This is a genomic window from Mizugakiibacter sediminis, from assembly GCF_000953855.2.
Lineage (GTDB): Bacteria > Pseudomonadota > Gammaproteobacteria > Xanthomonadales > Rhodanobacteraceae > Mizugakiibacter > Mizugakiibacter sediminis.
In genome coordinates this window covers 127797-140273 of the sequence record NZ_DF970177.1, presented here as the reverse complement: position 1 = coordinate 140273, position 12477 = coordinate 127797, and the positions used below count along the sequence as shown (strand labels likewise).

The following is a 12477-nucleotide window of genomic DNA, read 5'->3' as shown; positions in this document are numbered from 1 at the left end:
CGGAAGGAGGCGACATCGCCGCCGCGGGCGCCGCGCGTGTACCGCCGGCAGCGGCGGCGGGTGCCGCGGCGCTGCGCCCCGACGTCACGGCCGGCGCCGCCGCGCCGCCCTCGGCCGGACGGAACGCCAGCATGCGCAGCAGCGTCATCTCGAAGCCGGTACGCGCGTCGGGGGCGAGGTTGAGGTCGCGCCGGCCGGTCACGGCCATCTGGTAGAAGAGCTGCACGTCCTCCGGCGCGAGGCGCGCGGCCAGCGCGTCGGCGAGCGGATCCTCGTCCTCGCCCTCGGCGCGGAAGCCCGGCACCAGCTGGCGCAGCTGGATGCGGTGCAGCGCGCCGGCGAGCTGATCCAGCACGGCACCGAAATCCGGCGAGAAGCCGGCGATGCGCGCGGCCTCGTCCAGCAGCGCCTTGCCGTCGCCGGCGGCCAGTGCCTGCAGCAGCGCACCGACCTCGCCCTGGGCGATGCTGCCCAGCATCGCGCGCACGTCGGCCGCGCGCACCGCGCCGCCGCCGTAGGCGATCGCCTGGTCGAGCAGCGACAGGCCGTCGCGCAGCGAGCCGTCGGCGGCGCGCGCCAGCTCGGCGATGGCGTCGGCCTCGAAGGCGATGCCCTCGGCCTCGAGGATGTGGCGCATCTGCGCGACGATCTGCGCCGGCAGCAGACGCTTCAGGTTGAACTTCAGGCAGCGCGACAGCACCGTCACCGGCAGCTTCTGCGGGTCGGTGGTGGCGAGCAGGAACTTCACGTGCGGCGGCGGCTCCTCCAGCGTCTTCAGCAGCGCGTTGAATGCGTTCTTGGAGAGCATGTGCACCTCGTCGACGAGGTACACCTTGTAGCGGCCGCGGGTGGGGGCGTACTGCGCGTTCTCGATCACCTCGCGCACGTCGTCGACGCCGGTGTTGCTGGCGGCGTCGATCTCGAGCAGGTCGACGAAACGGCCGGCGTCGACCGCCGTGCACACCGCGCATTCGCCGCAGGGATTGGCGGACTCGCCGCGCTCGCAATTCAGCGATTTGGCGAAGATGCGCGCGATGGTGGTCTTGCCGACGCCGCGCGTGCCGGTGAACAGGTAGGCGTGGTGCATGCGTCCGGATTCGAGCGCGTTGGTCAGCGCGCGCACGACGTGCTCCTGCCCGACCAGCTCGACGAACCGCCGCGGGCGCCACTTGCGGGCGAGAACCTGATAGGACATGCGGGCTACCTTGGGTCGAAACCGGATTGTGCCAAGCCGGCGGCGGCAGACCAAGCGCGGCGGCTTCTTCGCTTGTGCCTGCGCCATGCTGCCGGTATGCTGTCGTGCTCCGATGCGGCGACTCCATGCGCCGTCTCGAAGCGTTGCCGGGCGTGAAGATGCGTCCACGTGGTCGCACTTCACGCGCCTGGCCGATGCCTTGAAGGGCATCGGCCGCGTGCAGTGCGGGCGAGGCAGGATGCCGAGCGGCCGGAGCCCCATGGACGGGTCGTTTGTCGAGTTTCCCAGGCGCGGAGAGGTGTCCGAGTGGTTGAAGGAGCACGCCTGGAAAGTGTGTATACGGCTTAACCCCGTATCGCGGGTTCGAATCCCGCCCTCTCCGCCATTTCCCATGGTGGCCCCGCCGGTCCCCCCGCGACGATAGCTTGCAAACCCCGCCAGGCCCGGAAGGGAGCAACGGTAGCAGGCGATTCGGGTGCCGGGGTGCGGCTGGCGGGGCCGCCGCCTTTCCTCGTCCGATGAGCTACGCCGTCCGGTCGCTTGTCGCCCTACTCGGAAAGGATTTGCACCTCCACATCCCCGCATTCGACGCGCCATGCGCGTCGAATGCGCCCCCTTGACTCAAGGGGGCTGACAAAGCGTCCGCTCACGATACGCCCACACTACCCCGTCGCCCCGGCTTGCGGCGGGATGGCGGCGAGGAGGGGCGACCGCTTATGCCACCGGCGTGTCGTCGGGGTGCAGCCAGCCGGAGGCGCCGTCGGCGTAGCGCTCGTTCTTCCAGATCGGCACGCGGCGCTTCACCTCGTCGATGATGTAGCGGCAGGCGGCGAACGCGGCATCGCGGTGTCCGGCGCTGACGCCGACCCACACCGCCAGCTCGCCGACGGCAAGCTCGCCGACGCGGTGCACGCACAGCGCCGCGGCGATGGCGAAGCGCTCGCGCGCCTCCTCCACGATCCTGCGGCCTTCGCGCTCGGCCAGCTCGGCGTAGCTCTGGTAGGCGAGCCCGCGCACCGCCTTGCCGCCGTTGCGGTCGCGCACCCAGCCTTCGAAGGTGACGCAGGCGCCGGCGTCGGCGCGCGCGAGCTGTGCGCGCAGCGCGGCGGTGTCGATGGCGATTTCGCTCAGGCGGAACATGTTCAGCCTCCCGACACCGGCGGCAGGAAGGCCACCTCGTCGCCGTCGGCCAGCGCGTGGTCCCAGCCGGTGAACGCGCCGTTGACGGCGACGCGCAACCGCGCCGGCGCGAACGCGAAGCCGTGCCGCGCTGCCTGTTCGGCGTACAGCGCGCGCGGGTCGCGCGCCGCCGATTGCACGCGTTCCTCGGCGACGCCGGCGGCGTCGCGCAGCGAGGCGAAATACAGCAGCCGGTAGTTCATCGCGTCGCCCTGCCCTTGCGCACGGTGCGCTTGCCGCCGGACTTCTCCAGCAGGCGCACGTCGGCGATCGCGATCTCGTGCGACAGCGCCTTGCACATGTCGTAGACGGTCAGCGCGGCGACGGCGGCGCCGGTCAGGGCCTCCATCTCGACGCCGGTCTTGTGCGCGACCGCCACCTCGCAGCGGATCACCAGCTCGTCGGCGCCGTCGAAGTCGGCGCCGATGTCGCAGCGCTCGATCGCCAGCGGATGGCAGAACGGGATCAGCTCGTGCGTGCGCTTGGCGGCCATCACGCCGGCGACGATCGCGGTGTCGATCACCGGCCCCTTCTTGCCGCGCATGCCCTCGCGGCGCAGCGTCGCGGCGACGTCGGCGGGAAAGCGCACGCGCGCCTCCGCCACCGCGCGCCGCGCGGTGACGCGCTTGGCGCCGACGTCGACCATGCACGGCCGTCCTTCGCGCGTGACGTGGGTCAGTCGCTTGGGGGAGGTTTTCATCGCGGTCACCGTAGCAAGTTCTCGTGCATATCGCGGCAACGCGCCGCTCGCTGCGCTCGCCGGCCGTTGCGGACTCGCGCACCCTGCGCTCGCCTCGCAACCCCGCCCTCGGCTCCTGCCTCGGGCGTTCGCCGGCGCGCGCGATGCCATTCATGGCATCGCGCAAGCGCGCCGGCTCACCCGCCTATCTGGAACATCTCGATGTGCTTCGGATCGCCCTTGGCGCGCAGCTCGGCGCGGCGCTCGCTGTAGCGGTCGCTGCGGCCGCGCCAGAGCGCGGCGATGCGCTCGAGCAGCGCGGCGTCGTCGATGCCGGCGCGCAGCGGGCCGCGCAGGTCGGCGCCGTCGCGAGCGAACAGGCAGGTGTAGAGCTTGCCGTCGGCGGACAGCCGCGCGCGCGTGCAGTCGCCGCAAAACGGCGCGCTGACCGAACTGATGAAGCCGATCTCGCCGCCGCCGTCGACGAAGCGCCAACGCTCCGCCACCTCGCCGCGATAGCCGCGCGCCAGCGGTTCCAGCGGCCAGCGCGCGTGGATGCGCGCGATCAGCTCGGCGGACGGCACCACCTTGTCGGCCTGCCAGCCGTTCAAGGTGCCGACGTCCATGTACTCGATGAAGCGCAGCACGTGGCCGCTGCCGCGGAAGTGTCGGGCCAGGTCCAGCACCTGGCCGTCGTTGACGCCGCGCATCACCACGCAGTTCAGCTTCAGCGGGCCGAAGCCGGCGCGTTCGGCGGCCGCGATCGCCGCCAGCACCTGGCCGACTTCGCCGCGTCCGCCGGAGAGCCGGCGGTAGGTGTCCGGGTCCAGCGTGTCGACGCTGATGGTGAGGCGATGCAGGCCGGCGGCGCGCAGCGGCTCGGCGAGCTTCGGCAGCAGCACGCCGTTGGTGGTCAGCGCGATGTCCTCGATGCCGGGGATGCGCGCCAGCATGCCCACCAGCAATGGCAGCTCGCGGCGCAGCAGCGGCTCGCCGCCGGTCAGGCGCAGCTTGCGCACCCCCAGCGCCGCGAACGCACGCGCCAGCCGCTCGATCTCCTCGAAGCTCAGGCGGTCGTGCTTGTCGAGGAACGGGTGGTGCTCCGGATAGCGATCTTCCGGCATGCAGTACGGGCAGCGGAAGTTGCAGCGGTCGACCACCGAGATGCGCAGGTCGCGCAGCGGCCGGCCGAGCGCGTCGACGGGCGGAGCGACCACGGCGCCTGCGGGAACCGGTCGGGTCATGCCTGCACCTCCGCGCCCGCCGCCGGCGGGGCCAGCGGATAGCGTACGCCCGGCTCGGCGATGCGGTAACCGCGGGCGGCCATCGCGCGGGCATCGTCGGCGCTGCCGTAGTGGTAGAGCAGCAGACGCGCGCGCAGCGCCTGCGGGTATTCGCGCTCGATGTCGTCGAGCCCGGTATGCGAGGGATTACCGATGAGCGCGCAATCGTGCGCGATCAGCGCGTCGCCGCCGGCGTGGTGCAGCAGCAGCTCGGGGATCGGCCGCGTGTCGCCGGTCCAGACGAAACTGTTGGCCAGGGCGATGCCGAACGAGGTGTTCGGCGCGTGGTGGCGCGTCGGAAACACGTCGAACCAGTAGCCGGCGTGCCAGAAGCCGCGCGACACCGGGATCAGGTGGAACGCGTCCCAGAAGTTGGCGCCGCCCTCGGCGATCACGTTGGGATAGTCGGCGATGCGCCCCTGCAGCAGCGGCAACAGCGCGGCGTGCGCGTACAGACGGATGCGGCCGCGCCGCTCGGGGTCGAAGTAGGCGCGGTAGAACAGCCGCTCCAGCCCGCCCACGTGGTCCATGTGCACGTGGGTGACGTACACCGCCGCCGGCGGTTCGCCGTAGGTGTCGAGATAGCGGGTGAACGTGTCCGGCCCGCAGTCGATCAGCAGCAGCGGCCTGCCGGCGTGCTCGACCACCGCGCCGGAAGAGCCCAGCTCGACGGCCTGCGCGCCGCCGACGCCGAGCACGTGCAGCGCCCAGTTCATGCGGCCTCCATGGCGGTCTCGTAGCCGCGCATCAGCAGCGTCCACAGCGCGTCCTCGAATCCGCCCGGCCCTTCCCCGCCGGCCGGGCCGGCGCCGTTCAGCACCTTCATCAACGAGCGCCGCAGGCGCGCCAGGTTCGCCCGCTGCCAGCCGCGCGCCGGCGCGCGCAGCTCGCCGCGGTCGAAGTCGATCAGGTACAGGCCGTCCGCCGCGATCAGCACGTTGTGGGCGTTGAGGTCGGCGTGATAGATGCCGGCGGCGTGGAAGCGCGCGATCAGCGCGCCGACGCGCTGCAGCAGACGCGCATCGGCGCGGCCTTCGCGCAAATGCTGCGCAAGCGTCTGCGAAGCCTCGATGCGGCGGGTCAGCAGGTCGGCGGTGTAGTGCACGCCGCGGCGCCGGTAGCGCGCGGCGACCGGCGCCGGCACCGGCAGGCCGCGCCCGCGCAGCGCGGCGAGCAGGCGGAATTCGGCGAAGCTGCGGGTGCTTTCCATGCCGGTCCACAGGTAGCGGTCGCCGAGCACGCGCGCGACCATGCCGCCGCGATGATAGTGCCGCAGCGCGCAGGCGCCGAACGGCGCGCGCACGAACGTCACCCGGCCGCGGCCGCCGCCGTGCCCTTCCAGCAGGCCGCGCGCCTCCCAGGCGGCGGGGTCGAACCAGGCCTCGTCCGCTTGTGCGGCAAGGGCTGCGTCGAACAGAATCGCGCCGCCGGCGCTCGCATGGATGCGTGCATCGATCATCCGTGGATCCGATCCGTGTGCGGCGATACGCCGCATGCCGAAGACCGCCTTCTCCGCCCAAGTCTAGCAAGCCCGCATGAGCCAAGGGTCACGACCGCCCGATTCGCTGTGTCTGCTGCGCACGTCCGCGCTCGGCGACGTGACGCACGTGGTGCCGCTGCTGCGCACATTGCAGCAGGTCTGGCCGCAGACCCGCCTGACCTGGATCATCGGCAAGCTGGAACACCGCCTGGTCGGCGACATCGCCGGGATCGAATTCGTGGTGTTCGACAAGAGCCGCGGCCTCGACGGCTGGCGCGCGGTGCGGCAGGCGCTGGCCGGCCGCCGCTTCGATGCGCTGCTGCACCTGCAGGTGGCGCTGCGCGCCAACCTGTTGAGCCTCGCCGTGCGTGCGCGGCGCCGCATCGGCTACGACCGCGCGCGATCCAAGGATCTGCACGGCCTGTTCGTCAACGAGCGCATCGCCGCGCGCAGCGGCGAACACGTGCTGGACGCGATGGCGAGCTTCCTCGAACCGCTCGGCCTGCGCCAGACCGCCGTGCGCTGGGACATCCCCATTCCCGACGAGGCCGAAGCCTGGGCCGCGGCGCAACTGCCCGACGGCGCGCCGGCGCTGCTGCTCAGCCCCTGTTCCAGCCACGTGTTGCGCAACTGGCGCGCCGAGCGCTACGCCGCCGCCGCCGACCACGCCGCGCAGGCGCTCGGCATGCGCGTGGTGCTGACCGGCGGGCCCAGCGCGGCCGAACGCGCGATGGGCGACGCCATCCGCGCGCGGATGCGCACGGAGCCGCTGGATCTGATCGGCAAGGACACGCTGAAGCGCGCGCTGGCGCTGTACCGCCGCGCCGCCGTGGTGCTGACGCCGGACGCGGGCCCGATGCACATGGCCAACGCCGTCGGCGCCAAGGTGCTCGGCCTGCACGCGGCCAGCAATCCGCAGCGCTCCGGCCCCTACTCCGACCGCCGCTGGTGCGTCGACCGCTACGACGCCGCCGCGCGCCGCTTCCTCGGCAAGCCGGCGGCGGAGATTCCCTGGGGCACCAAGATCGAATACCCCGGCGTGATGGACCTGGTGACGGTCGACGATGCCATCGAGCGGCTGGAGGCGCTGGCGCGCGCTCAGGGCTTCGCGCGGTAGTCCTGGTAGGACTTCTCCTCGACCAGCTTCGAACCGAGCTTGAGGTTGATCGCGCGCTTGACCGCGGCGCGCTCGTCGTTGCGGAAATACACCGCGCGCGCCAGCTCGACGAACTCGCCGTCGAAGGCCTGCGCCTTCTCCTTCAGGCGGATGCGGTCCTCGATGTCCCACAGCGCCTCGTTGACCGCCTTGAGCTGCGCGCGTTCGGCGGCGATGTCGGTGCGCGAGGCGGCATCGGCGCTCCAGGTCGCGTTCAGCAGGTCGAGCTCGGTGCGCACGTTGGCCAGCTTGGCCGCGTCGGCGATGCGCTCGGCCTTGATCTCGAGGATGGTGATCTTGTCGATCAGCTCGCCGTAGGAGACGGGGACGGAAATCAGGCTCATGTCGGGCTCGGGCTGGAAGGCCGCGCCAGTTTAGCAACCGTGCGCACGGGATGCGCTCACGACGGCCGTGCCGGACGGCCGCCGCGGCGACGCCGCCGGCGCGAGGCGGGCACCGGGGCGCCGCTTTCGCTGCCCGTCCGCGCAGCGCCGCCGTTGCGTGCCGCCGGCACGGAACCACGGCCGCGCGGCGCTGCCTTCGACGGCGCCGCGGGCGCCGCACGGCGACCGCGGCGCCGTGCCGCCGCATCGTCCTCGTGCGCCGCGCGCTCGGCGGGCGACGGCGCCGAACCGGGTTCGAAGCCGGCGACCGGCATCGACGGAATCTCCGCGCGCAGCAGCTTCTGGATCGCGCGCAGGTAGTCGCGCTCGTCGGCGCTGACCAGCGAGATCGCCTCGCCGCCGGCGCCGGCGCGGCCGGTGCGGCCGATGCGGTGCACGTAGTCCTCCGGCACGTTCGGCAGTTCGTAGTTGACCACGTGCGGCAGCTGGTCGATGTCGATGCCGCGCGCGGCGATGTCGGTGGCGACCAGCGCGCGCACGCGCCCCGCCTTCAGGTCGGCCAGCGCGCGCGTGCGCGCGCCCTGCGACTTGTTGCCGTGGATCGCCGCCGCGCTGATGCCGGCGCGCTCGAGCTGCGCGGCGAGGCGGTTGGCGCCGTGCTTGGTGCGGGTGAACACCAGCACCTGGCGCCAGTCGCCGCCGGCGATCAGGTGCGCGAGCAGCGCCGCCTTGCGCATCTTGTCGACCGGATGGGCGCGCTGCGCGACGCGTTCGGCCGCGGTGTTGCGCGGCGCCACCTCGATGCTGGCCGGATCGCGCAGCAGGCCTTGCGCCAGCGCGCGGATCTCGTCGCTGAAGGTCGCCGAGAAAAGCAGGTTCTGCCGCCGCGCGGGCAGCGCGTCGAGCAGCTTGCGGATGTCGCGGATGAAGCCCATGTCGAGCATGCGGTCGGCTTCGTCGAGCACGAGGATGCCGATCGCCGACAGATCGACGGTGCGCTGCGCGAGGTGGTCGAGCAGGCGCCCCGGCGTCGCCACCACGACGTCGAGGCCGCGGCGGAAGCGCTCCACCTGCGGCTGCATGCCGACGCCGCCGTAGACCTCGCCGACGCGCAGCGCCAGGTGGCGGCCGTAGACGCGCATCGCCTCCGCCACCTGCGCGGCCAGCTCACGCGTCGGCACCAGCACCAGCGCGCGCGGCCTGCGCGCGGCGGCCGGCGACGCGGCGAGGCGCTGCAGCAGCGGCAGCGCGAAGGCGGCGGTCTTGCCGGTGCCGGTCTGTGCCGCGGCCAGCAGGTCGCGGCCGGCCAGCACCAGCGGAATCGCCTGCGCCTGGATCGGCGTCGGCGCGGCGTAGCCTTCCTCGGCCAGCGTGCGCAGCAACCCGGCGTCCAGGCCGAGATCGGAAAAGTGCATGGAGAACTCCTGAATCCGCCTCGCCGCGACGGGCGCGGCCGCCGGTTCAGGCCGAGACGTGCAAGCTCGCCGCGCGACGCCGCGCGCAGCGGGTCATGCCGACGAAGGGAGGGAGCGCAACCGGAGCGCCTGCGGAAACTGGCGGAGAGGGTGGGACTCGAACCCACGGTACGTACGAGCCGTACACCGGATTTCGATCCCGACAAACCTCGCGACAGATCAGTGAAATGGTCGCAAAAATGATCCGCAATCGCAAGGGTTATCCACCACTGCAACTCGCGCCGTTACTGGGATGGTTTGGAATTGCGGAGCGCGGCCAGGGCTTCCTCGGTCGCGCGCAGCGGATCCATGTCCGGCTCGCCGCGATCGCGCTCGATCGCCTCGGCGAGCTGCGCCACGGTGTCGTTGCGGCTCGCCCGGCGCAGCGACGGCGCCAGTTCGTTGCCCAGCAGACCGCGCAGGCCGTAGTGGCCGGCCACCTCGTGCATCACCACCCAGGCGGCGCGGCGCGCATCCGGAATCGCGCCGGCGAACAGGTACACCGTGTTTCGGCCGGGCACGAACATGCCGTCCGGCATGCCGGCCTCGGCCGGGTCCGAGCGCACGCGCTCGCGCAGGCCGGGCGGCAGCTCGTCCGGCGACGCCAGCACCTCGATCTTCGGTGCGTTGCGCAGGCCGGACGCCACGTCGTTGGCGACGTTGCGGACGCGGTTCAGGTGCTCGGGCGCAACGGCGTGCGGTTGCACATCGATCTGCAGCCTTGCACGCGGTAACGTAGCCGTGGCAGGCCTCGGCGAACCATGGGCGCCCAACGATGTCTCGGCATCGCGGCCCCCATCTACGGCGCCGGGGCCTGCCGCTCTTTCGTTGCCTCCGCGCTCGCCACGAGGTACGCTCTGAAGCGTCGCTCCCTGCACATCCCCGGGCAATTGGAGCCCGGACCGTGCCTCGGGAGCTTCCGCGCCCGCTCCCTCGTCGAGACGAGAACGTATAGGCTCGGCGTGCGTAGGCGAGGATGGCGTCGCACCCCGCCTCTCGCCACCGGGCAATTCTCTGAATCCGGTCAGAAGCCACGAATTACTTCCGGCGTGGCGCACCAGCACCGCTTCATGGGCACCATCGCGCAGCACTACGCGCACACTCTTGCCTACTTCTGAACGGCGAATCTCCGAACCGCTTGCGATGGTGTCCACCATTTCGCGCACGAGCATTCGTCTCGCATCTTCGCCCTCTGCCGATCTGCGCTCGATGATGTGTTGTAGACCCTTCGCGCTGTCACCCCACACGAAATCCACCCAGCCCATACCGGTGCGGAACATCGCCCGGTGCTGATCCGCCTTCTCGATTAACGCCCGCGTCATCGCCTCGCGGCCGCGCCTGATATTGGCCTCGACCGACTTGATCGGACTCTGACTGAACCGAATGTCCGGATTCTCCGGATCGAACGTCCCGCGGTTCTCGCTCGCGCTCTTGATCTGCTGCGAGCGGAAGGCCAGCTGCGGGCGCAGCGACGTGTACGTGGACGACGCCGCCTACGCGGCGCCGTGGGCGCATGCCGACGTCGCACTGCGCGATGCCATGGATCTGGCCTACCTCACCGGGCAGCGGCCCGCGGACACGCTCCGAATGGACGCCACGCACGTCCGCGACGGTGCGCTCGAGGTGCGCCAGGAAAAGACGGGGGGCGAAGCTGCGCATCGCCGTGACCGGCGAGCTGGCGGCGGTGATCGAGCGGATCATGGCGCGCAAGCGCGCGATGCCCATATGCAGCACGCGCCTGGCCGTGACCGAGCGCGGCCAGGCGATCGGTCTGGGCGCGTTGCAGAAGCGATTCCCGGCGACGCCGGACGCCGCCGGACTCGCCGGCATCCGGTTCCGCGACCTGCGCGCGAAGGCGGCGACGGACAAGGCCGACGCGAGCGGCGACATTCGCCAGGCGCAGCGCCAGCTCGGGCATGCGTCCGTCGTCATGACCGAGCACAATTGCGCGCGGCGCGAAAGTCGAGCCGACGAAGCAGGAATTGCGGAGCGCAACCAGAATCGCGGAGCGGCGCCGGACTTTTCACGAAGCCGCAGAAACAAGCAATCTGGCGGAGAGGGTGGGATTCGAACCCACGGTACGGACGAGCCGTACACCGGATTTCGAGTCCGGCGCATTCGACCACTCTGCCACCTCTCCGCGGCCCCGACCGGCGCGGAACGCCGGGCGAGGGCCGCGAATGATACGGTGCGCGTCCGGCCGTGACAACCGCGGGGCCTTGCGGCATGCTCCGCGCAACCGCCACGACGCCCGGCCATGATCGAATTCGGACACGGCACCCACGTCGGCCTGCGCCGCGAGCACAACGAGGACACCTACTACGCCGACGACACGCTCGGGCTGTGGCTGGTGGCCGACGGCATGGGCGGTCACGACCACGGCGAAGTGGCCAGCGCGCTTGCGCGCGACCACGTGCTGCGCGAAGCGGCGGCGGGACGCGCGCTGGCGGACGCGATCCGCAGCGCCGACGAGGCGGTCATCCGCCACTCCAAGCGCCGCGCCGAGGCGCTGCCGATGGGCACCACCATCGCCGCGCTGCGCATCCGCGACGGCGCCTATGAAGTCACCTGGGTCGGCGACAGCCGCGTCTACCTGTGGCAGGACGCGCTGCGCCAGCTCTCGCAGGACCACTCCTTCGTGCAGCAGCTGCTCGACCAGGGGGCGATCACCAGCGAGGAGGCGCGCGCGCATCCGCAGCGCAATCTGGTGACGCAGGCGCTCGGTGTCACCGATCCGCAGCAGTTGCGCGTGGAAACCGTGCGCGGCGCGGTCGAGCCCGGCATGCAGTTCCTGCTGTGCAGCGACGGGCTGACCGAGGAAGTCGACGACGCGGCGATCGCGCGCATCCTCGCGCGCACCGACCTGACCGCGCAGGAATGCGTCGAGCACCTGATCCTGGCCGCGCTGGACGGCGGCGGCAGCGACAACATCACCGCCGTGCTGGTGCGCGTGCGCTGAGGCACGCGCCGCGGCGGCTCAGCCGCCGGCCAGCCGCCGCCACACGCTGCCGCCCTTGGCGGCCTTGTCCAGCGCATCCAGCCGCGCCTCGTGCGCTGCGCACTCCGCGGCGTCGGCGCGCAGCACGCGCGGCCGTTTCAGCGGCGCCGCCGCCGCGAGCACGGTCGCCGCGGCAGCCGGCGTTTCGTCCAACGCCAGCGCCAGCGCCGCCTGGCCGGCGGTCATCGCCAGGTAGACCTCCGCCAGCAACTGCGCGTCCAGCAGCGCGCCATGGAACTCGCGGTGCGAGTTGTCCACGCCGAGGCGCTTGCACAACGCGTCCAGCGAGTTCTTCTGGCCGGGATAGCGCGCGCGCGCCAGCGCCAGCGTGTCGACCACCTCGGCGTGGTCGGCGACGCGTCCGTAGCGGGCGCCGGCCAGCGCCAGCTCGGCGTCGAGGAAGGCGACGTCGAAGGCGGCGTTGTGGATCAGCAGCTCGGCACCCTCGACGAACGCCAGCCACTCCTCGACCAGTTCGGCGAACGTCGGCTTGTCGGCGAGGAATTCGGCGGTGATGCCGTGCACCGCCACCGCGCCGGCGTCGATCGCGCGGCCGGGGTTGCAGTAGTGGTGGAAGGTGCGGCCGCTGGGCCGGCGCCCGATCAGCTCGATGCAGCCGATCTCGATGATGCGGTGGCCCTGGCTGACCTCGAGGCCGGTGGTTTCGGTATCCAGCACGATCTGCCGCATGTGTGCTCCTGTCCTGCGC

At 71.8% G+C, this 12477-nt stretch carries 13 protein-coding genes, 2 tRNA genes and 1 other RNA gene; 4 read left to right on the top strand and 12 right to left on the bottom strand.

The annotated features are described in order from the left end of the window. Positions 1-1195 (bottom strand): DNA polymerase III subunit gamma/tau (gene dnaX / locus MBSD_RS06290; RefSeq protein ID WP_062536107.1); only part of this gene is annotated, 1195 nt, incomplete at its 3' end. Between the two features lie 292 nt (positions 1196-1487). Here dnaX and MBSD_RS06285 point away from each other — a divergent pair. Together MBSD_RS06285 and ffs are read left to right on the top strand one after the other, a co-directional pair. Beyond that, a tRNA-Ser gene (locus tag MBSD_RS06285) sits at positions 1488-1580 on the top strand. 16 nt (positions 1581-1596) lie between these two features. Continuing rightward, positions 1597-1693, top strand: an RNA gene (gene ffs, locus MBSD_RS06280) — signal recognition particle sRNA small type. A 216-nt stretch (positions 1694-1909) separates the two neighbouring features. On the opposite strand, the gene MBSD_RS06275 is transcribed toward ffs, so the two are convergent. The 6 genes from MBSD_RS06275 to MBSD_RS06250 all read right to left on the bottom strand — a co-directional run bounded on the left by MBSD_RS06275 (position 1910) and on the right by MBSD_RS06250 (position 5795). Further along, the gene (locus tag MBSD_RS06275) at positions 1910-2335 is read right to left on the bottom strand and encodes a molybdenum cofactor biosynthesis protein MoaE (RefSeq protein ID WP_062536106.1); all 426 of its coding nucleotides are present in this window, start codon (positions 2333-2335) and stop codon (positions 1910-1912) included. A 2-nt stretch (positions 2336-2337) separates the two neighbouring features. Next, positions 2338-2577 carry a MoaD/ThiS family protein gene (locus MBSD_RS06270; protein WP_062536104.1) on the bottom strand — a complete coding sequence of 80 codons (240 nt, stop codon included), beginning with the start codon at positions 2575-2577 and terminating at the stop codon, positions 2338-2340. Beyond that, complete coding sequence (moaC, locus tag MBSD_RS06265) at positions 2574-3074, bottom strand: cyclic pyranopterin monophosphate synthase MoaC (protein WP_062536103.1); 501 nt, start codon at positions 3072-3074, stop codon at positions 2574-2576. Before moaC ends, MBSD_RS06270 begins: the two co-directional genes overlap by 4 nt. 176 nt (positions 3075-3250) lie before the next feature. Beyond that, the gene (moaA, locus tag MBSD_RS06260; RefSeq protein WP_062536101.1) at positions 3251-4297 is read right to left on the bottom strand and encodes a GTP 3',8-cyclase MoaA; all 1047 of its coding nucleotides are present in this window, start codon (positions 4295-4297) and stop codon (positions 3251-3253) included. Then, positions 4294-5052 carry an MBL fold metallo-hydrolase gene (locus tag MBSD_RS06255; protein WP_062536099.1) on the bottom strand — a complete coding sequence of 253 codons (759 nt, stop codon included), beginning with the start codon at positions 5050-5052 and terminating at the stop codon, positions 4294-4296. Before MBSD_RS06255 ends, moaA begins: the two co-directional genes overlap by 4 nt. Further along, positions 5049-5795, bottom strand: a complete 747-nt coding sequence (locus MBSD_RS06250) for a 3-deoxy-D-manno-octulosonic acid kinase (RefSeq protein WP_062536097.1) — start codon at positions 5793-5795, stop codon at positions 5049-5051. Before MBSD_RS06250 ends, MBSD_RS06255 begins: the two co-directional genes overlap by 4 nt. A 76-nt stretch (positions 5796-5871) precedes the next feature. Between MBSD_RS06250 and MBSD_RS06245 the strand changes: the two genes are divergently transcribed. Beyond that, a complete protein-coding gene (locus tag MBSD_RS06245; protein ID WP_062536095.1) occupies positions 5872-6933 on the top strand; it encodes a glycosyltransferase family 9 protein in 1062 nt (353 codons plus the stop codon). Here the strand turns inward: MBSD_RS06245 and MBSD_RS06240 are convergent. The 4 genes from MBSD_RS06240 to MBSD_RS06220 all read right to left on the bottom strand — a co-directional run bounded on the left by MBSD_RS06240 (position 6915) and on the right by MBSD_RS06220 (position 10910). Next, a complete protein-coding gene (locus MBSD_RS06240) occupies positions 6915-7316 on the bottom strand; it encodes a DUF6165 family protein (RefSeq protein WP_062536093.1) in 402 nt (133 codons plus the stop codon). The two genes, MBSD_RS06245 and MBSD_RS06240, sit on opposite strands and share 19 nt — an antisense overlap. A 56-nt stretch (positions 7317-7372) precedes the next feature. Then, complete coding sequence (locus tag MBSD_RS06235; protein WP_082306517.1) at positions 7373-8731, bottom strand: DEAD/DEAH box helicase; 1359 nt, start codon at positions 8729-8731, stop codon at positions 7373-7375. A gap of 284 nt (positions 8732-9015) precedes the next feature. Then, on the bottom strand, positions 9016-10050 hold the full coding sequence (locus tag MBSD_RS15370) for a putative barnase/colicin E5 family endoribonuclease (RefSeq protein ID WP_187300563.1): 1035 nt from the start codon (positions 10048-10050) through the stop codon (positions 9016-9018). A 769-nt stretch (positions 10051-10819) separates the two neighbouring features. Further along, positions 10820-10910 (bottom strand) — tRNA-Ser (locus MBSD_RS06220). 117 nt (positions 10911-11027) lie between these two features. Here MBSD_RS06220 and MBSD_RS06215 point away from each other — a divergent pair. Continuing rightward, positions 11028-11729 (top strand): PP2C family protein-serine/threonine phosphatase, encoded by a 702-nt coding sequence (locus MBSD_RS06215; RefSeq protein WP_062536090.1) that lies wholly within the window; start codon positions 11028-11030, stop codon positions 11727-11729. A gap of 18 nt (positions 11730-11747) precedes the next feature. On the opposite strand, the gene dnaQ is transcribed toward MBSD_RS06215, so the two are convergent. Then, positions 11748-12458 carry a DNA polymerase III subunit epsilon gene (gene dnaQ / locus MBSD_RS06210; RefSeq protein WP_062536088.1) on the bottom strand — a complete coding sequence of 237 codons (711 nt, stop codon included), beginning with the start codon at positions 12456-12458 and terminating at the stop codon, positions 11748-11750. Positions 12459-12477 lie beyond the last annotated feature (19 nt).

Coding starts and splice junctions, on each gene's coding strand:
- MBSD_RS06275 (WP_062536106.1), bottom strand. CDS start 2,335: ATGTTCCGCCTGAGCGAAATCGCCATCGACACCGCCGCGCTGCGCGCA.
- MBSD_RS06270 (WP_062536104.1), bottom strand. CDS start 2,577: ATGAACTACCGGCTGCTGTATTTCGCCTCGCTGCGCGACGCCGCCGGC.
- moaC (WP_062536103.1), bottom strand. CDS start 3,074: ATGAAAACCTCCCCCAAGCGACTGACCCACGTCACGCGCGAAGGACGG.
- moaA (WP_062536101.1), bottom strand. CDS start 4,297: ATGACCCGACCGGTTCCCGCAGGCGCCGTGGTCGCTCCGCCCGTCGAC.
- MBSD_RS06255 (WP_062536099.1), bottom strand. CDS start 5,052: ATGAACTGGGCGCTGCACGTGCTCGGCGTCGGCGGCGCGCAGGCCGTC.
- MBSD_RS06250 (WP_062536097.1), bottom strand. CDS start 5,795: ATGATCGATGCACGCATCCATGCGAGCGCCGGCGGCGCGATTCTGTTC.
- MBSD_RS06245 (WP_062536095.1), top strand. CDS start 5,872: ATGAGCCAAGGGTCACGACCGCCCGATTCGCTGTGTCTGCTGCGCACG.
- MBSD_RS06240 (WP_062536093.1), bottom strand. CDS start 7,316: ATGAGCCTGATTTCCGTCCCCGTCTCCTACGGCGAGCTGATCGACAAG.
- MBSD_RS06235 (WP_082306517.1), bottom strand. CDS start 8,731: ATGCACTTTTCCGATCTCGGCCTGGACGCCGGGTTGCTGCGCACGCTG.
- MBSD_RS15370 (WP_187300563.1), bottom strand. CDS start 10,050: ATGTTCCGCACCGGTATGGGCTGGGTGGATTTCGTGTGGGGTGACAGC.
- MBSD_RS06215 (WP_062536090.1), top strand. CDS start 11,028: ATGATCGAATTCGGACACGGCACCCACGTCGGCCTGCGCCGCGAGCAC.
- dnaQ (WP_062536088.1), bottom strand. CDS start 12,458: ATGCGGCAGATCGTGCTGGATACCGAAACCACCGGCCTCGAGGTCAGC.